This window comes from Parabacteroides sp. AF18-52 (genome assembly GCF_003479145.1).
GTDB lineage: Bacteria > Bacteroidota > Bacteroidia > Bacteroidales > Tannerellaceae > Parabacteroides > Parabacteroides faecis.
On record NZ_QUGR01000009.1, the window covers coordinates 198926 to 223609 of the forward strand.

Annotated in this window: 13 protein-coding genes; all 13 read right to left on the minus strand. The window is 40.1% G+C overall.

Features of this window, described 5'->3' with window-relative positions:
- Nucleotides 1-8: 8 nt before the first annotated feature.
- On the minus strand, nucleotides 9-2558 hold the full coding sequence (locus tag DWX23_RS16030) for a sugar-binding domain-containing protein (RefSeq protein ID WP_122375206.1): 2550 nt from the start codon (nucleotides 2556-2558) through the stop codon (nucleotides 9-11).
- A 15-nt stretch (nucleotides 2559-2573) separates the two neighbouring features.
- Nucleotides 2574-4868: a GH92 family glycosyl hydrolase gene (locus DWX23_RS16035; RefSeq protein ID WP_122375207.1), complete on the minus strand. Its 2295-nt coding sequence runs from the start codon at nucleotides 4866-4868 to the stop codon at nucleotides 2574-2576.
- Between the two features lie 39 nt (nucleotides 4869-4907).
- Nucleotides 4908-6848: a sialate O-acetylesterase gene (locus DWX23_RS16040; RefSeq protein ID WP_122375208.1), complete on the minus strand. Its 1941-nt coding sequence runs from the start codon at nucleotides 6846-6848 to the stop codon at nucleotides 4908-4910.
- A gap of 24 nt (nucleotides 6849-6872) precedes the next feature.
- On the minus strand, nucleotides 6873-9188 hold the full coding sequence (locus DWX23_RS16045) for a GH92 family glycosyl hydrolase (protein WP_122375209.1): 2316 nt from the start codon (nucleotides 9186-9188) through the stop codon (nucleotides 6873-6875).
- A 17-nt stretch (nucleotides 9189-9205) separates the two neighbouring features.
- Nucleotides 9206-11704, minus strand: coding sequence for a glycoside hydrolase family 38 C-terminal domain-containing protein (locus DWX23_RS16050; RefSeq protein WP_122375210.1), 2499 nt, complete (start codon nucleotides 11702-11704; stop codon nucleotides 9206-9208).
- 28 nt (nucleotides 11705-11732) lie between these two features.
- Entirely contained in the window at nucleotides 11733-13118 is a 1386-nt protein-coding gene (locus tag DWX23_RS16055; protein WP_122375245.1) for an SGNH/GDSL hydrolase family protein, read from the minus strand.
- A gap of 5 nt (nucleotides 13119-13123) precedes the next feature.
- The gene (locus DWX23_RS16060; protein WP_122375211.1) at nucleotides 13124-14275 is read right to left on the minus strand and encodes a glycoside hydrolase family 130 protein; all 1152 of its coding nucleotides are present in this window, start codon (nucleotides 14273-14275) and stop codon (nucleotides 13124-13126) included.
- 162 nt (nucleotides 14276-14437) lie between these two features.
- A complete protein-coding gene (locus tag DWX23_RS16065; protein WP_122375212.1) occupies nucleotides 14438-16597 on the minus strand; it encodes a GH92 family glycosyl hydrolase in 2160 nt (719 codons plus the stop codon).
- Nucleotides 16598-16724: 127 nt separating this feature from the next.
- Complete coding sequence (locus tag DWX23_RS16070; RefSeq protein ID WP_122375213.1) at nucleotides 16725-17498, minus strand: DUF3823 domain-containing protein; 774 nt, start codon at nucleotides 17496-17498, stop codon at nucleotides 16725-16727.
- An 18-nt stretch (nucleotides 17499-17516) separates the two neighbouring features.
- Nucleotides 17517-19328: a RagB/SusD family nutrient uptake outer membrane protein gene (locus DWX23_RS16075; protein WP_122375214.1), complete on the minus strand. Its 1812-nt coding sequence runs from the start codon at nucleotides 19326-19328 to the stop codon at nucleotides 17517-17519.
- 11 nt (nucleotides 19329-19339) lie between these two features.
- Entirely contained in the window at nucleotides 19340-22741 is a 3402-nt protein-coding gene (locus tag DWX23_RS16080; protein ID WP_233587636.1) for a TonB-dependent receptor, read from the minus strand.
- A 158-nt stretch (nucleotides 22742-22899) separates the two neighbouring features.
- Nucleotides 22900-23880: a FecR family protein gene (locus DWX23_RS16085; RefSeq protein WP_122375215.1), complete on the minus strand. Its 981-nt coding sequence runs from the start codon at nucleotides 23878-23880 to the stop codon at nucleotides 22900-22902.
- Between the two features lie 120 nt (nucleotides 23881-24000).
- Complete coding sequence (locus DWX23_RS16090; RefSeq protein WP_122355192.1) at nucleotides 24001-24546, minus strand: RNA polymerase sigma-70 factor; 546 nt, start codon at nucleotides 24544-24546, stop codon at nucleotides 24001-24003.
- Between the last annotated feature and the right edge of the window lie 138 nt (nucleotides 24547-24684).

Here is a 24684-nt window from a genome sequence, read left to right on the forward strand (position 1 = left end):
TATACATTTTACTCATTATACGCTTCTACAAGTAAATGGTAATTTCCCTTTTCTAATAGAGTTGTATCAAATTCGATATCAATATCTTTGGTCTCACCTTTCAACAGAGTGAAATAATTATCATTCATCATTATTGGAAGGATACGTTCCCCATCACCTGAGCGGACAGGAGTGACCCTGACACAGAATGCAATGGAAGAACCAACATTTTTTATAGTTGCATGAATAATATTTTTTTCTCCCTTTTTTTGTTTTTTTGATTTTACCGCTAATTTTGCTTTAGGCAAGTTATTCAGAGCCCGGTAATCTCCTTTTTCAGTCCCTTTCCAATAAAAATTATCCGAAAGAACTATACCCTTATTATCTGTCAGTTTCAATTTAATAAAATAGACGAGGGACAAGTCCGACTGTTGTTTTTCGGCTGGCAGCAAGAGATTAAAAGCGAGCGATGCCGTATTGGAAGGAGAGTTAATATCTGCTATCCGATTATATGTTTTTACCATCGAACCATTCAGGTTATAAATCTCGGCAATAGCTTTTAATCCTGTATAATTGTAAGAACTACTATTGATTACTTTTACTGAATTATCTACCGGACTCCACTGGATATGCAAAGGTTCACAAGCTTTTTTCACGCCCCAGTAAGCGCCGTTCAAATCATAATAGTAATCATATGTCTGCCAGACGAATGAAGGGTAAGCTGATTGGCTCATCCATGTCAATATTCCGGAAGCATCTTCCCACATATGATGCTGCCAGCCTTCATACATCGCTTTGTTTACTTCGAGGTTAAGAAGTTGTGCCTTCCGGCAGAAATCTTTTATACCGGTAGCATCGCCATAGTTTTCATTTACAGTAGAGAAATATTTGTCAGGGCTGGCATTTCCCGCAGAAGGTCCGAAGAAATGTTTATTCCACATTTCATTTCTAGGCCACCAATACTCTTCCGGTATGAATTTCTTGAAACTTTCAAATGTAGTAAATACAGCGGTTCCTATTTCCGTACGGAATCCCCATCCTTTCTGCGCATGGTCCCCAAAACCTCCCGGATATTTAGTGAAATACCAATCAGGTGTTCCATTAGTCCATGGACCGCTACCCGACAAGTCGAATTCGCGCGAATTAGCATGATAATAGCGGTCGTTACCATCATAGACTGCCACGTTTTCCTTTAACCAGCCATTTAACGGAGGTAAAGGAACTCCCTCATTATCTCCACACCAGACGGCTATACAAGGATGATTCCTCAAACGTTTGATTTTTTCTACGGCATTTTTATTGAATGCAAATACATCGTCCGGTAGATTCGGATGCGAATTTAACCAAAAATCATCCCATACCATAATACCATATTTGTCGCATGCCTCATAAAATTCCTCATCAGTGGTGGAGCCAATCCAGTTGCGTATCATATTATAGTGCATATCTTTGTGTAACTTGACTTTCAGGTCATATTCTTTCCCACGGCAACGAAGCATATATTCGCTCATGCCCCAGTTTCCACCTTTGACATAAATACGGGTCCCGTTTACAGACAGATGAAATACACCACCTTCGTCGTCGTAGGAATATTCCCGGATACCGAAACTAAACTCCTGTTGATCAGAGACCTTATCATTTATGACATATTGAAGATCACAAGTATATAAGTTCGGTTCTCCATATCCGTTCGGCCACCAGAGTTCAGGTTTGTTTATATGCAGCTGTTCGCACCATTTACTATCTATTTGAAATGTCCGCTGTTTACCGGCATCAATATTAAACTCCTGGGAGAATTTAATATCACCAGGCTGAATAACACCTTTCAATATACCTTTTTGCTTTTCTCCCGTATGATTTTTTAATTCAAATTGCAATGACAGGTCTGCTTCATCCGGATTAGGGACCTTTGTCCGGACCCACGGATCGATTAAGGATACCGGACCGGAAGTCGAAATATATACATCATCCGTTATGCCGCTTAATAATCCGGGGACATAAGGCATCCAATCCCAGCTGGCACTCGATATATAAGTCGGACTTGCATAGTTTGGAATTGGTAAAGTCGGCCAGTATACCAGAACAGCCAAAACATTATTCCCTTCTTTCTTCAACAAATCAGTAATATCAAATTTACCTCTCTCCATAAAACCATCGAGTTCTCCAATGCGGTTTTCATTAAAGAATATCTCAGCCTTTCTATTTATCCCTTCAAAATTTAGCCAGATTTTTTCGCCAGCCGGTAATGAAGAAGTTGCAAATTCAGTTCTGTACCAGAAATTTCGGTCGTACTTGGACTTATCCACATTATAAGCATTATCTGCATAATTAGGATCTTTTTCCAGTCCGACTTCCACATACGAACCGAACACTGTTCCCGGAACAATCGCTTTTACCCAAGAGGAAATATCATACCCTTCTTTATAGATGGAAATACTGTCTTTTCCTATTTCTACTTGTGCTTTAACACGCCAATCGGCTATTTCTGCGGCACTATTAAGTGATAGCTTATCGGCTGTTGCCCCAGCTGAAAGTAGCGGGAGCAACATTCCGATAAAACCAAAGAGATGTTTTATCATATAAATGAATTGATTTTATTTTTGTGAAAGAGAGAAAGGGCGGTCGCTCAGTGCAGTACCTCGATTCTTTTCCGGCTGGTTGCTCATTTCCAATTTGAGAACACCGCCATTGGTTATATCACTATATTTGATAAAGTTGCGCGTATGATTATTGCCGTTCAGGCTTGCACTTCGGATATAGACATTATCTTTACTATTGTTATTAGCCTCTATTATGAATTTATTCCCATTTTCCAAAGTAATTGTTGCTTTTGGAAATTTTGGACTACCTAATACATATTCATCTGTTCCCGGGCAAACACTGTAAATACCTAAAGCACTTAGTACATACCAGGAAGACATGCCGCCTTGATCTTCATCGCCAGGATAACCATTCTCCGTCCCATTATACAAACGGTCCATCACCTGACGAATCCAGTACTGGGTTTTCCATGGCTGACCAGCATAATTATAGAGGTAAATCATATGTTGAATAGGTTGATTCCCTTGTGCATACTGTCCCATCTTTGCTAATTCCATCTCCAGCATTTCATGTATTTTCGTGCCATAAGTACCATATTTTATCGTATTAGGTACAGAAAATACAGAATCGATCTTTGCTACAAACTTTTCGTCCCCCCCCATCAGAGCTATCAGCCCTTTTACATCATGAAATACAGACCAGGTGTAATGCCAGGCATTTCCTTCACAGTATGGACCGCCCCATTCGTACGGATCGAAATCGGCCCAGGAACCGTCAATCTTTCGTCCGCGCATGAATCCGACTGAAGGGTCGTATACATTCTTGTAATTATACATTTGTTTACCGAATATATCCTGGTAAAATTTGTTTCCTGTCATTTTAGCCAACTGATAACCACAGAAATCATCATAGGCATATTCCAATGTCTGTGCTGTTGAACCCATGGATTCCGGATAAGGGATATAACCGATCTGATAATATTCTTTCCAGAGAAAACGTCCGTTGGCTCCCCCCCAAGGACCTTTGTTCATCGCTTCGTGTGCATAAGCTTTCAGAGCTTGTTCAGGATCGAAAGTTCTGATTCCTTTTGCCCAGGCATCGGCAAGCAAAGAAATAGCATGGTTACCAATCATACCACCGGTTTCACTGGGTGCTGACCAGGATGGTAACCAGCCACATTGTTCTTGTGCGTCAAGCAATGCTTGCATATAGCGTCCTTGCATGGTTGGATGGAGAATGTTCGTCAGAGGGAACTGGGAACGGAATGTATCCCAAAAGCCGTTGTCTGTGAACATATATCCATCGTGAATCTTAGAATCGTAAGGGCTGAAATAGTAAGGTTCTCCATTCTCTTTTTCTTCATAGAATTTGTGAGAGAAGAGATTGGCACGGAACATACAAGAGTAAAATGTAGTCATATCTTCTTCTGTACCACCTTCTACCAATACACGATTTAACAAAGTATTCCATTCGTTCCTTGCAGCCTTTTTCGTATCTTCCAGCGATTTGTGATTCCCTAATTCACGTTGCAACGTAACCATAGCCTGTTCATGGCTAATATAAGAAGAGGTAACTTTAACCTGCACTTTTACTCCTTGCTTGAACTGGACATAAGCACCAACACCCGCACCGGAAGCAGCTAACTGACCACTTACTGTTTGATTGTCTTTATTATTCCATGTTCCGTATGCCGTAAAAGGTTTATCGAACTGGATAACAAAATAGTTCATGAACTCTTTCGGTACAAATGCACCATTGTTCACATAACCGGTAATTCGTTTGTTTTTCGGGTCTATCTTTACATCACTCATTTTCGTATAACCATCCAGAACTACATAAGCATCACCTGTAGAAGGATAGGAAAAGCGAAAATGGACAGAACGAGTTGTCGGAGACATTTCTGTAGTTATGCCATTATCAAATTTAACCTTATAGTAATGCGGACTACCTACCTCATTTTCGTGTTTGAAAGATAAAGCACGTTCTTCTTCACCAACAACCAGCTTTCCTAATACCGGCATTAAAGAGAATACGCCATAATCCCCCACCCACGGGCTACATTGATGAGTTTCCTGAAATCCACGTATAGTAGTAGCAGTATATTTATATTTCCATCCGTCTCCATTTTTACCTGTCTGTGGCGACCAGGCATGCATAGGATATGGTACGGCTGTTGTGGGATAGGTATTTCCCCAGCTAAGTTCATAAGTAGAGTTTGTTCCTTGCAATGTATTGACATATTTTACCAGATCTTTCTGTGCCGATACTTGCGGGGATACGCTTATTCCTGCAATCAATATGAGTGCTGTAAATAATCTTTTGATATTGGATTTGTTGTTTTTATTCATTTTGTATAGTTTGATTTTATTAATTATTACATGACCTGTTTATTTTTCAGTGAGACCTTTCCATGAATCCGTACGAAACGGAGAAGCGAGCAGTCCGTCACTATTTACCAGGTTATTGTCTGCCGGATTATTAGACCATCCATAACGGACTGCGACCGGTTCTTTGATTTCATCGTTGAAGACAATAACTTTCCCATCATGTATATAGGCCTGTGCCCATACAAATTTCCGGTCTGATCCGGCAATAGTAAAACCGTTGATATAGCTATATCTATTTTTATCACTGGTCGATAATCCTTTACCGACATTGGAGAAAGAAAGTATGATTTTATTTCCTTCCTTTTTCATTGACTCAAATACAGGACCGGCTCCCAAAACATCTTGCCCATAAGCAATTTTCAAGGCATTCTGAGCCAACCGCTTACCTACATCCTGTTTGTTTCTTGGATGAATGTCAAAAGCCTCCCCTATATCGGTAATTACAGCTTGTCCGGTTTTGTGCAAGCGTAAAGTCATATTTTGTGCTTCACGTAACTCAGCCCATTCACTTTCCTGAGGTTGTGCCTCTATAGCCATAAAGTTAGCTAACTGAACCCAGATAAAAGGCAACTCGTACCCCCATTGTTTACGCCAGTCATTAATCATTAGCGGAAACAATGAACGATATTGCCAGGCATGAGCAGCGTTATTTTCACCTTGATACCAAATTACCCCTTTAATATTGTAACCGACCAAGGGACGTATCATGCCATTGTAAAGCAAAGACGAAAAGCTGTTAGGTCCGGAACCTGTGTTTGAAAAACCATAGGATGAACTAAGAACAGATGGTTTGTAACTCCATTCTCCCGCTAAAGGATATTTACGTCCAGCGACTTCCAGAAAAACCTCCTCATCTTTTGCAGACATGCCACCGATAGTACCTGTATCTGTCATACGCAAGGTAATTATGTTTTTTCCACTTTTCAATATACCGTCTTTAATGTGGTAGTTTCTGTTTGCAAACCAGAAATCAGTTCTTCCGACCTCAACACCATTCACATAGGTAATATCTCCGTCATCAATACCCCCCAACTGGATGTGGCCTTCCAAGCCGGCAGTTTCATCCGGCAAGTCAATCTCTGTTCTGAACCAGACTACCCCATCTTCATTTTTCAAATCACCGGACCAGATAGATGGGATATGAACCTTTTTCCAATCGGTCGTTTTCATAGTAGGAGCATACCATTTTTCGATCAATCCTTTATCTTTTTCCAGAGCCTTTTTGAAGCGTTCGATATCTTGCATAGAATAACCTAATGCTTTTTCCAACGTTTTACCTTTATAAGAGGCGTATACAGGGTTCTCCATAGCGGCCTCCCAACTTGTCCAGGTTTCAATATCGGTACCTCCCCAGGAAGAATGGATTAACCCGACAGGGACATCCAACTCTTTCTCTAAAGCTTGTCCGAAGAAATAAGCGACAGCAGAGAATGTAGGGCTTGTCAATGGGTTACATTCTTCCCATGAAGTTTCTTGTATATCGTCGCACTCATTCGTTTGTATCGTTTTAGGAACTGTAAGTAAACGGATTTGCTTATTTTCCGACTGTCGAATAGCCTCTTCCGCATTATGTGCTCCACTCAGATTAAATTCCATATTGGATTGCCCGCTACACAACCAGACATCTCCAATCAGAATATTATCTAATGCAATAGTATTATCATGGCCTTTCACCGTCATACTAAAAGGACCTCCATATCTCATAGAGGGTAGTTCTACCTGCCAGCGACCATGCTGATCTGCTTTTGCCGTTATACTCGTTCCGTTGAATGAAACAGTAACGGTTTCTTTTTTATCCGCTTTTCCCCAGATATGAATAGGCATATCCCGTTGAAGTACCATATTATCGGAGAAGAAATGCGGCAGGCTGACAGTAGCCTGCATAAAGCTGCTGAACAATAAGCCTACAGCTAATAATGATGGTTTGATAATCTTTCTCATATTTATCGTTTATGTTATTCGTTGCTAATTTATTCCCCATTCTTGATTAGGAGCAGCTCCTACTTCTATTTCTAAAGTTCCTCCTGCTATTATTTCCTGATAGTCGATGTGGCACTTTGTATATGTTTTGCCATTTAACCGTGCGGATTGGATGTACACGTTTTCAGGTGAATTATTCCGCACCTGAATTGTAAACGTTTTACCTTTCCCAACCTGTATGACAATATGATCAAATAATGGCGTTGTAATTTCAAAACGAGTTTCTCCAGGGCAGACTGGATGAATGCCGCAAGCAGTCAATACATACCAGGCAGACATTTGGCCAACATCTTCATTTCCAACTAATCCTTCGACAGCATTTTTATAGGCTTTTTCGCAGATAAAACGACTCCATTTCTGAGTTTTCCAGGGCTCTCCCAGACGATTATACAGGAAGGGAACATGATGTACCGGTTCATTTGCATGGTTATAATAACTGTTCCACAAAAAATCGGGAGGTGTTTTTTCAAACATATTATCGAGATCTGTAATCACAACGCCTCTTCCTCCTTTTAAGGTAACCAAACCCTCGATATCATGTGGAACAAACCAACCTTGTTGTAATTCGTTACATTCCATGCAGCCATACCATTCCTGTAAATATCCTTCTTTCGGCCATGCAACAAAAGAGCCGTCTTCTTGCCGGGGGCGAAAGCTTTTCTTTTCAGGATCATAGATGTTGCGGTATGCCTGCGAACGTTTACGATACTTCTCCTGGTCCTCCTTTTTCCGGAGCTGACGCGCCAATTCCGACAGACACCATTCTGTATATCCGTATTCCAATGTTTTGGATATTCCTATTGGGTCTGGTGTATATCCCAGTTCCCCGTTCCCAAATTTTTCAGAAGAGTTAACGGCATATTGGTAGGCCTTTTCTATATCATATTTCCGGATACCTTTCGCATAAGCATCTGCCAATACTGAAATGGCCGGATTACCCAACATACACCCGCTATAAGCATTCAATAATTCCCAACGTTCGTAATATTCCTTTCCACTTTGTTCTGCTAACACAATTAATGAATTTAATAAATCATCAATTAATTGTGGATTGATAATCGTCTGTAAAGGCATCTGGCTACGGAAAACATCCCATCCACTGAATATAGTCCGTTTGGTAAATGAATCGGAAATATAAACTTTTCCATCTGCTCCCGGATATTCTCCATTTACGTCGGAAAAAATACGGGGATCAATCATTGTATGGTAAAGTGAAGTATAGAAAATTGTCTTTTGCTCTTCGTTTTTACCTTCTACTGAAATTTTATCTAATGCCTTATCCCATAAAATACGACTATTATCATATACCTGACTAAAATCCCAATCCTGTATTTCAGCTTTCAGATTCTTTTCAGCGCCTTCAGGGCTGGTAAAAGAAATCCCTGCCTTCAACAATATCTGTTCATCCTTTTGCGTTTCAAACTCGGAGTAAAAACCCAGATGTTTCCCTTTAAATTCTTTTACGCCCGGTATAATTTTTGCATCAGCAATCAATTGCTGATATGTATCACTTTCTATGTTTTCCCTTTTGCGGGATTGATCATCGGGTATATCGGCACTCCATACTCCATAGTTTTTTAACGGTTTGGAGAACTGAGCATAAAAGTATACGGTATAATTAGCTTTCCCTTCTCCATTACCCCAGCCTCCGCCATCCGGCGTACATATCATTTTTCCGGCAATTGTATGTTTATCCAACACCTCCACTTCCTGCCAGGTAGAGGTTCCGCCTACACGGTGCGCCAGGTCGATCTGGATACGCGACTGCTTACCAGCAGGGAAAGTAAAACGAAGCATTCCGCTATGTGGAGCGGCTGTTGCTTCCGTACGAATATTATAATCGCTTAGAAGAACCGAATAATATCCCGCTTTTGCCTGTTCTGATTTTTTATCATAACGGGAACGGTAACCTGCATCCGGATTATCCGGTTTACCGGAATTAGTTTTCAATGGTCCGGTAGTAGGCATTACCAGAAAGTTTCCCAGATCCCCGAACCAGCCAACCCCACTCATTTGGGTGAAGGCAAAGCCTTCGATGCTCTTATGTTCATAACTATATCCTGAACCGTTATCTCCTCCGGTAATCGTGTTGGGACTTACCTGAACCATACCATAAGGAGTCGTTGCCCCCGGAAAAGTTTTTCCTAGCCCATGATAAGCTCCCGCCGCATCTACATTCGTACTAGCCCCGACAAACGGGTTGACATAATCCGATAGATGCAAAGATATTTCCGCCTGGTTGGCTACAGAGTTACAACCGACCAATGCGGTACTGACTAGAATACCTAATAGTTTATACATCTGAAGGTCTATTTTTATTATTGTTTAATTCTGAATGTCTTAATCCCGAATTGAGGAATATCAAAAGACAAAATCTGCCGGTTCTTATCTTTCCGGTAAGAATAATCTTTTATCTTTTCATTTTCCAGATTTATTTCTTCAACAGAAGCCGGAATAAACGGTAGTATAAAGGATTTCATTCCGCTTGTCCCCTCATTATAAAGACGGACAATCAAATTATCCCCGTCGTAATAAGCAGTACTCAAAAGTAAATCCTTATCCGGTATACTTAATAAAGAAGCAGATGGTTTATCCGAAGTCGCATACAAGGCAACCAATGGTTCTCCCCTTCTGGCATTTTCAAAAGATATATGGGCTTCATTCCACATACCTCTATGAGGTAGAAAGCTGTAATTGATTTCCGTCTGTTCCTTTATGGCATAATCCCGCCCCCACAGTCCTCCACCAGAATACTGGACAGTCAGTCCCAACGGATAGTCTTCTCCATGCAAATAGCTGGTTGTATGGTCTGTAAATAGACAGAAAGCCTGATCATTCTGTTTGTCGTACAAATCCACCCAATTCAGGATGACATTATTCTTTATACTGTCCCAACGATTGAAAAAAGTATTTTTCAATTTACTTTCGCAGACATCGAAGGGTGCATTTTTGTAAACCTGCTTATGACCCGGAAGAACGGGGAAAAGCAGATGTAATTTATAACGATCATCATAATAAGTCTTACGAGATTCCTGCATTTTGCTGGTTTCTTTCCGTTCTCCAATCCTGGTATTACCTTGCCAACTAATTATCAAACGACAATCAATCCGGGGGTCTCCTTTCTTTAATGTCAAATATTGTGTAAACGGATGTCGTCCTATTTTCCCTTTGATGGAAACAGTCGTTATCAGAGCCCCATCCACTTCTACAGATACATTGGCCGGAGTTGAGGAGGAAGATAAAAAGCCTCCTTCTTCATAAAAGTTACCACGCAGCTCGTTGAAAGCATAACCTGCCTGATTGTCTATCCATTCTTTCTTTTCTTTTTTACTGTAGAGAGATGTGATTGTACCACCTTTTTCCGGGTCAATTTCTATCCGATACAAATCATTCTCTACAAGTAAGTGGTTATTTGCTAACCTTTTGGTTTGTATCTCTTTACTCTTTGAAACCTTACCTTCTTTCAGGGAAAAAGAAGTATATCCCATTGCGGGGACATCCGCCATAAATACGATTTCATTTTTTGATATTTTCTGATAAGGAACCGTTTTACCAGAAATATTTTTCACAACAAATGGAATGGAAGTCCAGGGAGTATTTAATTTACAATGGACTAACTCCTTACGATTTATTCCAGCCGTATTATATATTTGTATCGTTGAGTCATCTCTTTGTTGGGGAGCAATCAGCTGATCACATATGTTATTACTTTCAGTTGTATATAAACGTACGTTCTCTGCCCAGGTTTTTCCAGTACTTCCCATGTTATTGTAAGGTACAATCCAGCAATCGTGATGTTGTGACATCAATAAGTTACGCCATGCCCTGTCGAGCGCTTTATTATCCCAGGCTTTCCGATCGTAAAACCTCTGTAGAGTAGCTATTTTTTCGGTCTGTATCAGTTTTTGTTCGGTAACTCGTATTTCCTGCGACAGCTTTTGGAGCACCTGGCTTCCCCACATCAAAGAAACCAGCACATCCTCCTGGCTGACTCTCCAGTCCTTAGCAGGAAGTCTGTCTGTTACCTTGTTTAAATAATCAGTCCATAGAGTATAAGTTCCGGAAGATTTTTCAGGGGCTCCGAGCCAAGGTCCGTTTTTCCATCCGGCATCCTGATAACACATACCTATCGGATATGCTATACCACCTTCTTTACAGGCATTCAGGTATTTGGAGGAATTGTTCCATGCGGTTGTCTGCCAAGTGGAGTTATCTTCCAGTTTTTCCACACTATAACGGGGAATGGTCAGCATTTGAGTATTGTCCGGACCGATCCAGTTCACTAAGTCATCTCCGTAAGCTATCATATATCCTCCATAGCAAGTATCCGGGTTCTTCAATACAGCATACCGGAAACCAAACAAACGGAGTATTTGTGGCAACGCACTGGTGAAGCAGGGCTCTTCCACGGCATATGTGTGGAATGAAAGTGTAGGAAAATGAACCCTCAACAGGTTCATACCATAAGAAAACTGCCGTATCAGGCTTTCCCCCGAGATATTGTAACAATAAGGTTGTGAATAGGTGGGGTTAGTGAATTCAATAAGCCGTCCGTCTTCTTTCGCCAGGAATTGTTGAAACTCTCTATATGTATCCGGTACCCAAACTTTAACAGAGTCAAATGTTTCCGGTTCCAATTCCAGATTAATCCGCCAGCTCGGATATTCTTTCAGTTTATCCATCATGAATGCAGTTTGCCATTTAGGGTAATGTCCGAACACACCTCCGTGATATCCGTCGGCAAAATAGACAGACTGGGCATGTAATCCTCCTAACCCTATCAGGGTAATAAGTGATGATACGATTTGCTTTCTCATGGTACTAACTGTTGGTCTGTTTTCACTTTTACATCTGTATTAATTCAATTCTTCTGATTTTGGGTTGAGCGATCGAATAAATCATGTTTACAAGTACCTCCATTTCTTTATTCCATGCTTCGCGTATTTCAGGATGCATCGCTTTGGTGAAATTATCAATATGTCCCTGCAAGAAAATGTTGGCATTCAGATTGGCTCGAATAGAATCCATCGCTACATGATTATCGGCAAACAGAAGTCCTTTATCTTTCAAAATAGCAAATTCAGTCCAGGCATATTCTCGAAAACGTTTTTCTATTTCCCAACGTTCTTCGTTCAGATGCATGATTTTTACTGCTTGTTGATATTGGGGCGTCTGGGTCAACTCCGCCATATTGATACCTTTAGCCAGGTCTCCCGCTGGAAAAGTTGCCATTTCTTCTCCGTCAATTTTCAGGGTATAATTGCCTTTCAAACCTTTAACCCGCAACACTTCCTGATTAATATCCTGTATAAGAGGCACATATTGAGAAGCCATCGACTGACTCCTTTTTTTACCCCAACCACGTGGTACTGTATCTAAAGGATAAGGCAAAGCTTTTGCCAGGTAGCTAAAAGAGAGGTTACCGTTTTGGTTTTCCACATTACTAATGTAACAATTGTTTTGCGTTTCTACTCTTTTGTTTGTAGCATTTACACAAATTTCAGCGACTGACTTTCCGGCAAGTCCCTGTGATTTAAGAAAGAAATAAGCCATCAGCATATTCCCATCGTTATCCGGGTGGATACGGTCTCCCTGCATTAAAGTGAACTCAGGATTCTTCGCTTGTTGTTCTGCGTTGATTTGTAAAATGGGGTTATGGAAATCAACGAAGGCCCAGTTGTTTTTCTTCGCAGCATCAATCTGCATGCCTATAATTTTCCGAATTGTTTCATTTTTGTTCGGGAACGGTTTATTATCCGCATTTTTCCAGGTTTCATCGTAAGGAGAACCTCCTATCAAAACCACTTCCGTTTCCGGATGTCCTTTCATTATTTTCTGCATAGCCTGAAACGTGGTATCCACTCTTTGTAGTTGCTTTTCAACAAACTGAGCTGCATCATCCCGGAAGTATTCATAATAACCGCTGTCATTCATCCCAAACGTCAAAGTCAGAACAGTCGGCTTTTTTGCATACGCATCTTCTTCCAGACGCTTGAGCATATCCCAGGATGCGTCCCCTCCGATACCTGCACTATACATTTGCATACGCTGATCCGGAAAACGGGTCATATAATATAACCAGATATAAGAATGGTAATGTCCTCCTTCGGTAATACTATTTCCAACGAAGACCACCCGGTCGCCAGCTTTAAACGGTTCCGGAGCTTTTTGGGCAGACAAAAATTGCACAGCCAATAAAGCTGAAGCTATTAATACTATTAATTGTTTCATTTTCATTAAAATTCTAATTGTTTGTCGGAAACTGCAACAGCTACAAATGAGTCTGCACAGCCGTAATATAGATACCATTTGTTTTTATAATATACCAGCCCTTCGATAAAAACAGTTCCTGCTGGGTACTGGCCACTTTTTTCAAAATCATCCGTAGGTTGCAGGAATGGTTTATCCAGGCGGGCTATTACTTTTGTCGGATCTTTCTGATCGAACAAAACCTGACCTGCACAATAAGAGTTGGCTGGATAAGCGGTGTCCCCTTCGGTTCCGGCTCTGTTTTTCCCGTTGTATAATAACAGAATGCCTTTCTTGGTAAGGATGGCGGGAGGACCACATTCCGTTAAATGGCTATCAAATTTACCTGGACGGGGAGAGAATAGCTTCAACAAATTACCATCTTTATCTACAAGCGGTTCCCAGTCCGTCAGATTATCGGAGGTTGCAGCATATACATTCTGTTCTCCCCAATACATGAAATATCTGCCATTGATCTTTGTAATAACTTGTTTATTCCCCTTTAGTGTGGTTACGATAGAGGCAGATTTAGACGGTTCGTCATAAAATCGACCTTCATATGCTTTGCCAAATGCCGGCCCGTGTTTTGTCCAGTTTACTAAATCTTTGGATGTAGCAACAGCAAGACGGGGTACTTTTCGGTTCCATTGTGTATATAGTAATACATATGTACCATCTTCAGTCATTGCTACACGTGGATCTTCCGTTCCTCCAGGACACTCATTCGCTTCTTGCGAATCTTTCGCAGGGTAGAATGCAGGGGTAGTTTTCCTTGTAAAATTAAGCCCATCAACAGAGGTTGCATATCCTAAACGAGATGTTCTGGAACCAATCCCCTGTGCCGAATTATCCTCTGCACGGTAAAGAACGACAATTTCATTCTTGTAAATAGTTGCGGCCGGATTGAATGTGTCGCTTTCTTCCCAGGCAACAGAGTCTTCCCGCATCGGACAGTAAAACTTTGTACTTCCCTGCGGAGAGATAATCGGATTCTTACCGGCTGGGCGTTCGAAACCATCCAGACACCAGTCTGTAGTGTCTACTGCGACAGTTTCTGTACTTTTCTTTTTCATTTCGCATGAAGTGAATGCTATTGCCAGCAGTAAGCCGACAGAGATAATCATAATACCTTTATTCATGGATATCTTTTTTTTATTTAATTAGTAGATAACAGATACAATTTATCACACAACTGTTTTTAGACTTACAATATTATAATATATATCTGTTATTAAGCCTCTACTCTTGACCTTCTTCGTGTAATTGTATCATTTTTTCTTTCTTATGACAGGATAGACTGCTTAATTTCCAAAAGAAGGTGGAGTTACTGAAGTTCCCCATGCCTTATTCGGTTTCGGGGACAGCGAATATTCGAGTATTCCGCCATTTTTAATGTCATTCCAGTCAATCCAAGTCGAATCAGATCTTTTCCCGTTTACTTTCAAAGCCTGTATATATTCTTTCCTTTCGTCCCCACCTTTTATCACTAAATCCCCATCTGCCAAATGCAATATAATTTCAGGAAAAAAGGGACTGTTAATGGAAAAACCTCCAACTCCGGGTATTTCAGGGAAAAGACCGATATTGGCAAATACATACCAAGCCCCCATCGAACCCAAATCATCATTTCCGGGAAGTCCATCCGGACGGCTATTGTACTGTTCATCCAATACTTTACGGATGATATGCTGTGCTTTATAAGGTGCCCCCACCCAATTATAAATCCAGGGAATCTGGAAACTGGGTTCATTACCCGAAGCAAACCATTCATCTCCATAACTGGCATCCAGGCGGTGAAATAATTCGTCCAAACGTTTTTCTCCTTCTTGTTTGCCTCCGATTATTTGAAGCAATCCTTTCAGATCGTAAGGAACCATCCAGAAATAATTTTTGTAAGTAGATTCACGCCAATCGTCACCCTGTTTCTTCCAGGAACCATCTTCGTTGCGGGAACGGAGCCAATTAGTTTCTTTATCATACAAATTCTTCCATTTCATGGCACGGTTGGTATAATAATTGCAGACAGGTTCATCGTTGCAAGCCTGGAGCGCATATCTTCCAATCGCAAAATCGGAAGAGGTATATTCCAGCATGGCAGAAGCATCATAATACCCTTTTTCAAGATACTGTTCGAGACCGGGACGGGTCAATACACCCTGTGAATTGGCTCCCGGCACTTCTGCTCCATAACGCATCGTTTTCAGTATACTGCGTGTATCGTAATTTCTGGCACCGAAAGCATAAGCATTCGCAATCAGAATAGGTGTAGGATCTCCTTGCATAATACCAGTCTCAATATTTGCCAGAACCCAACGGGGAAATCCACCTCCTGAACGAATGGCAAATAACTGATGCGACATGACAATATCGGAAGTAACATCGGGAGCCAGCATGGCGATCAATTGAGTTTGTGTGCGGTAAGTATCCCAATTACTGAAAGAGGTATAATATTTACGTTCGGATTTATAAACTTTATTATCTGAACCCATATATTCACCGTTCACATCACTACAAACGTTGGGATGGATAAATGAATGGTATAAATGCGTATAGAATTGTGAGACACGGTCTTCATTATTTCCCTTTACTTCAATTTTTCCCAAATACTGATTCCATTTATTGGCTGCCGATTGTTTTACAGAGGAGAAGTTCCACGCCGGATTTTCTGTTTTCAGATTTTCTCTTGCATTTTCGACCGAAACATAAGATACTCCGATCTTATATAAAACCTCTTTCTTCTTATTAAGGTCGAAAGTGAAATAAACCCCGGAGTTTTTACCTTCCGCAAATTTCTCCCCGGGAAGTAAGCGTTCATTTTTCCATACACCTAACGATACGGAAGAAGCATCGAATTCTGCAACGAAATAGACTTTATAGGGAGTAGGAAATCCGCAAAAAGCGCCCCCGTCAGCATAACCTTCGCAGGAAGTAGGAGAAGTTATTGAAATGGCAGCAACCTGAATCGGCGTTGCAGCTACACCACCACCTATAATAATCGTTCCTCTATTTTCATTTGCTGAAAAAGAATATTTAGCCATTCCGGTTCTTTCCGTAACCGTTAATTCAGCCTGTATACTGTCGTTGACACAGGTTGCATAATATCCTGCCGTACCTTTTTCTTTGGTGAGAGATGCCCGCAGATTTATAATACTGTCCGGAGATGTCCTCAGTTCACCGGATAACGGTAGAGTCGGAAAATTACCCATATGGTCGCAACCCGCCCCACTCAACTGGTTGATAACAAATCCCAGTTGCTTTGAGAAATAAGTAGGCGTAAATTGTACCATCCCGAATGGATAAGTAGCTCCCGGATACAAATATCCCGAAGACCAGCCATTCCCCTGAGTTCCGATTAAAGTATTTACTTTCCCGCTATAATCCTGCGCCTGTAAAACAGCCGGCCAAAGAGATAAAATCTGTATTGCAACAGACAGGAAAAATGTATATAACTGTTTTCTCATGTTATTTTTATAATAGAAAATCGTTTTACTTAGGAATATACCTCCCCGGTATCCGATGTTTCCATAGGATACACAGAGAGTGTATATTCTTGTAAGTGAATAAACTAAAACCTATAAACCTTTCTGTTTATTTTTCTATAGTAACTTTAACGGGAACAACTGTACTGTAGTTCACTTTGCCGTTTGTAGTTACACCAATACGGACAAAGATCTGGCTTCCGTGACCCAAGATAATGGCTTTGTTATCTTCTTTGTTGAAGTTCGCATTATTGGTAAGGTCAATAGATTGGGTCAGTTCTGTGTTTAATAACTGATTATCATCCGTTCCTTTACGATCGAGAGTATTCATATCCATAAAATTACCGGTAACCTTATCTATATACGGACTGATATGCCAGGCTAGAAATGTATTTTCAATCTTGTAATCAGCTTTACTTCTTGAAATCTTATAAGCCACGTTCAGTTGTTTGTTCTCGAAAGTAGCTCTTACATCACTAATACGGGCATAAGGAGTGACTAAGATATCTTTTTCTGTAATGCTTCCACCTCGAAGAGACACATCTATTGTATCGACCGGATAGAAATTAGTTTGTTCAAAAGTCAATAGATAATCCGTACTGAACGCCCAGCTATTTTCATAGGTTCCATCTATTTTTGCATAGAAAGAAACCGGAAGTTCCGAATGATCCCGGTCTGTAGAATAGAAACGGTCTTTTTCATACAGTCGCAACCTTACGCCATTGTCTCCCTGTACCGGCATAGGGACAAGTTCCGATGTCTCTGCATCAATAAAACGACCTTTGATTCCAGAATTGGGTTCATCATAGTTGTCATCCTGACAAGAAACCAAGGAAAGGGAGCCAAGCAAAATGGATAATATGCTATATATAATTTTTTTCATATTTAGAATATTTTTTAATTAAAAACCAGGATTATTAGGACCTAACATTGGATTACTACTCATGTCATCGTCCTTGATTTTTACATAGTAATTCCTTGTCTGGAACACTTTATTGGGTTTTGGAGCTTTACCGGTAGTAAAGATGTATTTATTTTCGCCCCATACAAACCAGGGGTATAAAGCATTTGTCGGAAAGTCAGCCAATACGATATGGGCAGTTCTCCATCTTTTCAAATCCCAATGGCGATGATTTTCGTAAGCCAGTTCGACACGGCGTTCGTTGCGGATACGTTCCAGAGTTACCTCACCACTCAGTTCACGTATGTCGGCACGTCTTCTGACTTCATTCAATGCAGCTTCAGCTTCGCCGCTTTTCCCTAATTCCATAGCGGCTTCAGCCTTGTTCAGATACATTTCTGCCAAACGGAAGATAGGCCAGGGTGCTTCAGAATAATTCCCAACAATGTTTGTAATCGATTCATCCGAAAACTTTTTTGTATAGAAACCGGTCTTACCAACGTCTCCCGTATCCCAAACACCGTCTTTACCCAAGATTTTCACCTGGCTGTTTTTGTAGTATTCATCTTTATTGCCGGAAGTAACGAATTTGTCATTTCCTGCAATAGACGGGTCATAAATACCTCTTCTGATTTCAACGATACCACCACGACAGTTATCAAACGGGAGATAAAATGTAGCTCTCAGGCGCGGGTCTTTATCCTTGAACAGATCCAGCGGTGAATCATACTTAATGAAGTTGCCAGAGTTATCTTTCAACTTCAGTTTACCGGAAGTTCCATCTTTATATTCATATGCTTCAATTAAATCTAAAGTAGGATTTTGTCCGCAGCCATATCCATTCTGAACAAAACTAAACGGGACATTCAGTAAGTCCCAGGAATGTCCTTTATCTACAGCCTGAAATTCTCTATAGAAAATGAACTCTGAACATCCTCTCTTTTCAAGGAACATTTTTTGATAATTTTCAACTTTATCGGAATACTTATTATATAAACTATATTGATTGGAATTAATAACACTATCTGATGCGGTGATGGCTTTTTTCCAGTATTTATCGGCGTCTCCGTTGTTGACTCCAACGATACCATTTAATTGAACTTCTCCATACTTGGCGATGGAGGCTGCATATAAAGCTGCTCTGGACTGTAAGGCAAAAGCTCCGTAACGGGTAATACGAGTACGGCTGTTTGCGTCTCTTGAAACCGGAAGTTCGGAAGTAATTTCATCGACTTCGTTGATAATGAAATCCCAAACTGCCTGCTCTTTATCTCTCGGTACTTGCAAAGCTGGCAAATCTTCCGGGCCTGTATAACTTTGTACATCTGTTACGATAGGTACACCACCGTATCGTTTTACCAGGTTGAAATAATGGAATGCACGCAAGAAACGTGCTTCTGCATTGTAGGCATTCTTCAGTTTTTCCTCCATAGCAGATGCTTCCAGCTTTTCAAGAAAAACATTACAACCACGGATACTTTTATAAGTATCTGCCCAAAGCCCAAACCATTCGTCGTTAAATGTAGCTCTTACCACATCGCCTGTTCCAAGATCACCCGCCTGAAAAGCTCCGGTTCCTTCATCGGAAGCAGTTGTTAAACTCACATTCCAAACATCCCAACCTTCAAAATAAGCAGAATTTTGTTCCACCTGTAATTTATCATATAAATTGGCAAGTGCACCTGTAACCAACGTTTCATCTTTCCATACATCTTCTTCTGTTAACCTGTCAGTAACAGGAACATCGAAATCGTTACATGAAGACATGCCGACAAGGGATGCGAAAATAAAACTATATACTAATCTTTTCATATATCTTCTTTTTAAAAACCAATATTAATACCGAATGAATAAACTTTTAATTGCGGATAATAAAAACTCATCCATCCTTCCACAGCTTCCGGGTCCGTATATTTCACGTTAGTAATCGTCAACGGGTTATAAGCATTGAAGTATACACGCAGGTTATCCACCCCGACCTTGCTCAGTAATGATTTAGGAATAGAATATCCCAATTCGATACTCTTCATACGGACATAATAAGCATTGGTCGTCCAGTATGTAGAACTTCTTGAATTGTTATCATTATTATCGATACGCAAAGAAGGAAATTTACCCGGTACCCACTCGCTATATGGGTCATCATAGTCTGCTTTATGCCATCTGTCCGTCCAAATTTCAAAACCGTTCCCTTCACCTGGACCTCTGAACGGATTTTTACAAGCATTCAGCATCTGGGTATAATTGGAAGCTCCCTGAAACAGAATGTCGAGATCGAAGTTATTCCATGCAAATGTCAGATTCAACCCAAAGTTCAGGTCAGGAAATGCCCCCTTACCGATAACCTTCTGGTCATTATCGTCGATGATGCCATCACCGTTTAAATCCTGGTATTTGATATCACCCGGACGTAAAGAAGAATTCGCCTTACCATCCTGAATAGGAGATTTATAGATTTCTTCATAAGACTGGAACTGACCGATAGCTTCATACCCCCATGTTTTGTTAGTATACCGGTAACTTCCATTATCACGCCAGTTCTTATATTGGTTTAACGGCGCAGCTTGTTCTTTATATAAATCTTTTGCTCTGGAATAAGCAACATTACCTTTAATACGGAAATCTACATTACCAATGCGTTGTGCTGTCCCCAGGGTTAATTCGAAACCACGGTTATCGCTGCTGTTCAGGTTTTCCTGCGGAAGAGGAATACCGGCTGTTGTCGGTAATGAAGTTTCACGAGTTGCATATAACCCTGTTGTTTTACGGTAGAAATAGTCAAATTCAAAACTCAATTTTCCATTCCAGAAAGAGCCGTCGAAACCAATATTGGTTGTTTGTACTTTATACCAGAAGATATTCATATTTGCCAGATTAGCTTCTGAAAGTCCCTGAGTAATAGATGCTCCGTTGTTACCCCCGAAAATGTAATTACCTGACGGATATAACCAACCGCTAACAAAGTTGTTTGCATTCAACGAATTGTTGTTTCCAATCTTACCCCATGAGCCACGGATTTTGAAATTGTCCATAGCCGGAACTGCATCTTTAATGAACGGTTCTTCAGATAGTCTCCAACCGGCGGATACAGCAGGGAAGAACCCCCAGCGGTGGTTAGGAGAGTTCTTGAAAGAACCATCATAACGGAAACTGAATTCAGCCATATACTTACCGGCAAAATCATAGTTGAAACGACCTACATAACCTCCATATTTATCAACGGATGAGTTTCCTGAATTCTGCATATTATCCTTATCTCCCTTATCCAGTTCAGGTATAGCAGAAGTCATGCTGAAATAACGGCGTGCGTCAAACCAGTTTGTTTTAACTTCTTTCCACTCAAAAAGCAACAAACCTTCTACGTTATGTTTCTTTCCGAAAGTATTCTTATAGCTTAACGAATACTGCTGAGTAGTTTTATAGTAAGGCTGTGTTCTCTGATACAATTCGCCTTGTGCCACTTTGGTAATCGGATTGTATACATCCAGTGTCTGATCGTAGGTATAAGATTTGAAATCTTTCTTCAATTCTTTCTTCATTTCACTTGTGTAGTCGTAAGCCAGGAAAGCTCTTGCTATAAAACCTTTCATAATTTCATAGCTTAGAGACATTTGACCATTGAATTCGAGATAACGTTTATCCTTATAACCGGTTGCTTCACGGTCGAGCATGGCTATCGGATTCAATTCGTTGTTGTCGGAATTATAGTAATATGCCGGATTGTTGTTGGCATAAACCGGGACGTTCGGAGCATTTGACTTAATTGCAGAAAAGACCTTGACACCTTCGTCACCCAGATAATAAGGATATTTGTAATCTTCCAAACGGCCACCCAAACCTACTTCTGCTTTAAGTTTCGGAGTAATATCCGCTACAATATTTGATCTGAAGTTATAACGGTCGAATTCCTGTGAAGATTTCAGTATACCTTCCTGATTCAGGTAACCAAGAGAGAAAAAGTATCTGATTTTTTCAGAACCACCATTGATATTTAAGTTATGCTGCTGTTTTGGAGACACTTTTCTAACGGCTTCTTTATACCAATCCGTAGTCGGATAGTTCACAGGATCGGAACCTGTACGATATTTTTCAAGCTCTTCCGCTGTGTATTTTGGCGCTTGGCCGGCATTCATCAATGCTTCATTACGATAATATGCATATTGATAAGCATCCATCATCTCCAGGTTTTTAACCGGATTCTGCAAACCTATTGTATAGCTATAGTTGATTTTGGGTTTACTGATATTACCTTTCTTTGTTTCAATAATGATGACACCATTTGCACCTTTAAAACCATAAACGGATGCAGAGGCATCTTTCAATATATTGATAGATTCTATTTCGTTTGGATCTATTTGCGAGAAAGGTCTTTCCACACCGTCCACAATGGTCAGAGCATCCCCGAAACCACGAATATCGAATGTACCTCCATCGTTACCCGGCTCACCGTTAGTCTGTTGGAAACGGATACCCGGAACCTTACCTAACATACTGGCACGAATCGAAGGTTGGCTTACTTTAACAATTTCTTCTCCTTTAATGGAAGCCACAGCTCCTGTCAATGTTGCTTTCTTTTGCGTTCCGTAACCTACAACTACCACTTCGTCGAGGGCTTGTGTATCCTCCTTCAATTGAATTGTATATGAAGTGTTTTTTCCAATTTTGACAGCCTGAGGCAAATAACCGATATAACTTATTAACATCTCTGCATTGAGGGGAGCATCGATTTCAAAGTAACCCTCTATATCGGTAACGGTACCGTTGGTTGTTCCTTTTATAACAACATTTGCACCGATAACAGGCTCATTGTTCATATCAACAATTTTACCTCTAATTTTACGATCCTGTTGCACAGTGTTAACTGCATGGGTATCATTAGAAGTAAGCACAATATGCCGGTCTTTAATCGCATATTTCAGACCTGTTTTAGTTGCAATTGCATCCAATACATCCTGAATATCGGCATTCTTCTTGTTAATAGAAATCTTTTCGTTTTTGTTGACTTCTTCGAGATTATAGAAAAACAGAAACTCCGACTGCTTTTCTATCTGTTTCAATACACTTTCCAGTGTTTCATTTTTAGCAGAGACGTTTAGCCTTGCCGTTTGAGCATAAGTCGCTGCAACTACTTGTGACAAGCATACTGCGAGCATTAGCACGGTCAGTTTCATAATATTTATAGTCCTTTTCAGATTTAAAGAAACAACTATACGTTGATCATTCATACATTTGATTGTTTTAAGATTAAACACTATCCCACGGCAATGGGAGTTTAATTGATTCACTCATTTCAGAATAATAAAATCCGGCAAGATTTTACCTTCTTGTTTTTCAGATTAACTTGTATCCATATGCTTTTCTGATTTTATAATTAGAACGGCCGTTATATTTCCGATATAATCACATATTGACTGTTTATCCTGTAGCGGATTGGCATGGATAAACGAATAATCTCCATGATATCTTTGATACTTTGCCCACGATAAAAAGTTCCGGTGAAAGTCTTTTTCTTTAATTTCTCCGAATTGATGGAGAACTGTATACCATACACATGACTCATTCTTTTAAGTATGGTTTCCAGACTTTGTTCCGGGAAATAATAATAACCAGCGGTCCAGGAAGTGAATTGCAAAGCATCTACTTTCTGCAAATAAGCAAATTTGGAATTCCGGTTATATACAGACTGTTGATTTGGTTTTAGTATCGTCTGCTGAGCAATATTCGCTGTTGTCAAACGCACCGATCCTTCTAATAAAGTTGTTATCACCATCGAATCTAACGGATAAGCCATCACATTGAACTTTGTTCCAAGCGCTTCAATATCCTGTTCTTTTGTCTTTACAATAAAAGGTTTATTCTTTTGTTTGGCAACGTCAAAATAGGCTTCTCCTTCCAGATACACGACACGTTTATCTTTCCCAAAATCCTTGTCATAATAAAAGGTTGTTTTTGAGCCAAGACTAACATGTGTACCATCCGGTAATTCTACAACATCCGCTTCCAGCCCATTCCCTCCTATATATCTAGAGTATAACCCTTTATCACTCTCGCGGAAGAATAAAAAATAAACAGAACTGATCGCTACAGCCAGCAAAGCGACAGCAGCATAAGTACTTATTTGGTACCAAAGTTTGAACCTTCGTATCTGTGAATTTTTCTTTCTATTAAGCAAACGTTGCCAGCTGGAAGCCGTATCAATTGGTTTTCCCAATGATATTCCGGCATCATACATTGCCTTAATTTCAAAAAACAACTCCTTATTAGAAGCACTCTCATTCACCCAACCATAAAAATGAGTCATTTCTTCAGGTGGAAGATTCCCCATCAAATAGCCTATAATCAACTCTGTATGTTCGTTTTCCATGACATCTTTTTTGATTTGTTACCTTTCGGTGACTTAGTCCTTTATGAACTTATAACGCATGGCGGAAAAAAAATACTCACAAGAAAACAATCTTTTTTTAAAATAAAATAATAAAGCGCTTTAAATCAGGGTAAAAAGATAAAAGAATAAATGAGAGCAATGTTTACGTAAATAAAGTAATGAACGGTACAACTGATTTTCAACGGTACGAACAGACAAACCCAACTGATCGGCAATTTCAGCTGCTTTCATTCCCTTCATATAAGAAAGACGAAAAATTTCCTGGCTGCGTTCCGGTAACTCTTCGACCTTCTTCATTAAAAAAGCCAGGAGATCTTTACGCATAAAAAGTTCGTCGGACGACTCGAAATAGTCCAACTCATCTAATTTAAGCTGCACAGAACGGTGATCAAGTATTTCCTGTTCTATATTTGCATGGCGCAAATGATCAATACAGGCATTGCGAACGGAAGTATAAAGAATTCTTTTCAGATCATCATCAGGAAGAAGGAAAACCTGCTTGTCCCACAATTTAAGGAAAACATCATGGACTATATCTTCTGCAAAGAAATCAGACACAAATTTTCCGGCAAAACGAAGCAGCATTGGAGCATATTCAAGGTATATGCGCTGATAGCAATCTGTCGTTTGATCTCTTACATCCATATTGCAAACATATTAAAAATCTCGAAACGACACATGAAAGAGTTCTTTTTTAACTAATGATTTTTTTAATACGATAGGGTAAACGCACTTTTTACATAAAAAAACAACGACAAAATTATTGATAAAAAAAGGGACTGT

Bases quoted from the DNA above. Each gene is read 5' to 3' on its own strand.
- DWX23_RS16045 (WP_122375209.1), bottom strand. From the start codon at position 9,188: ATGTATAAACTATTAGGTATTCTAGTCAGTACCGCATTGGTCGGTTGT.
- DWX23_RS16090 (WP_122355192.1), bottom strand. From the start codon at position 24,546: ATGGATGTAAGAGATCAAACGACAGATTGCTATCAGCGCATATACCTT.
- DWX23_RS16030 (WP_122375206.1), bottom strand. From the start codon at position 2,558: ATGATAAAACATCTCTTTGGTTTTATCGGAATGTTGCTCCCGCTACTT.
- DWX23_RS16035 (WP_122375207.1), bottom strand. From the start codon at position 4,868: ATGAATAAAAACAACAAATCCAATATCAAAAGATTATTTACAGCACTC.
- DWX23_RS16065 (WP_122375212.1), bottom strand. From the start codon at position 16,597: ATGAGAAAACAGTTATATACATTTTTCCTGTCTGTTGCAATACAGATT.
- DWX23_RS16050 (WP_122375210.1), bottom strand. From the start codon at position 11,704: ATGAGAAAGCAAATCGTATCATCACTTATTACCCTGATAGGGTTAGGA.
- DWX23_RS16080 (WP_233587636.1), bottom strand. From the start codon at position 22,741: ATGAATGATCAACGTATAGTTGTTTCTTTAAATCTGAAAAGGACTATA.
- DWX23_RS16040 (WP_122375208.1), bottom strand. From the start codon at position 6,848: ATGAGAAAGATTATCAAACCATCATTATTAGCTGTAGGCTTATTGTTC.
- DWX23_RS16070 (WP_122375213.1), bottom strand. From the start codon at position 17,498: ATGAAAAAAATTATATATAGCATATTATCCATTTTGCTTGGCTCCCTT.
- DWX23_RS16060 (WP_122375211.1), bottom strand. From the start codon at position 14,275: ATGAATAAAGGTATTATGATTATCTCTGTCGGCTTACTGCTGGCAATA.
- DWX23_RS16055 (WP_122375245.1), bottom strand. From the start codon at position 13,118: ATGAAACAATTAATAGTATTAATAGCTTCAGCTTTATTGGCTGTGCAA.
- DWX23_RS16085 (WP_122375215.1), bottom strand. From the start codon at position 23,880: ATGGAAAACGAACATACAGAGTTGATTATAGGCTATTTGATGGGGAAT.
- DWX23_RS16075 (WP_122375214.1), bottom strand. From the start codon at position 19,328: ATGAAAAGATTAGTATATAGTTTTATTTTCGCATCCCTTGTCGGCATG.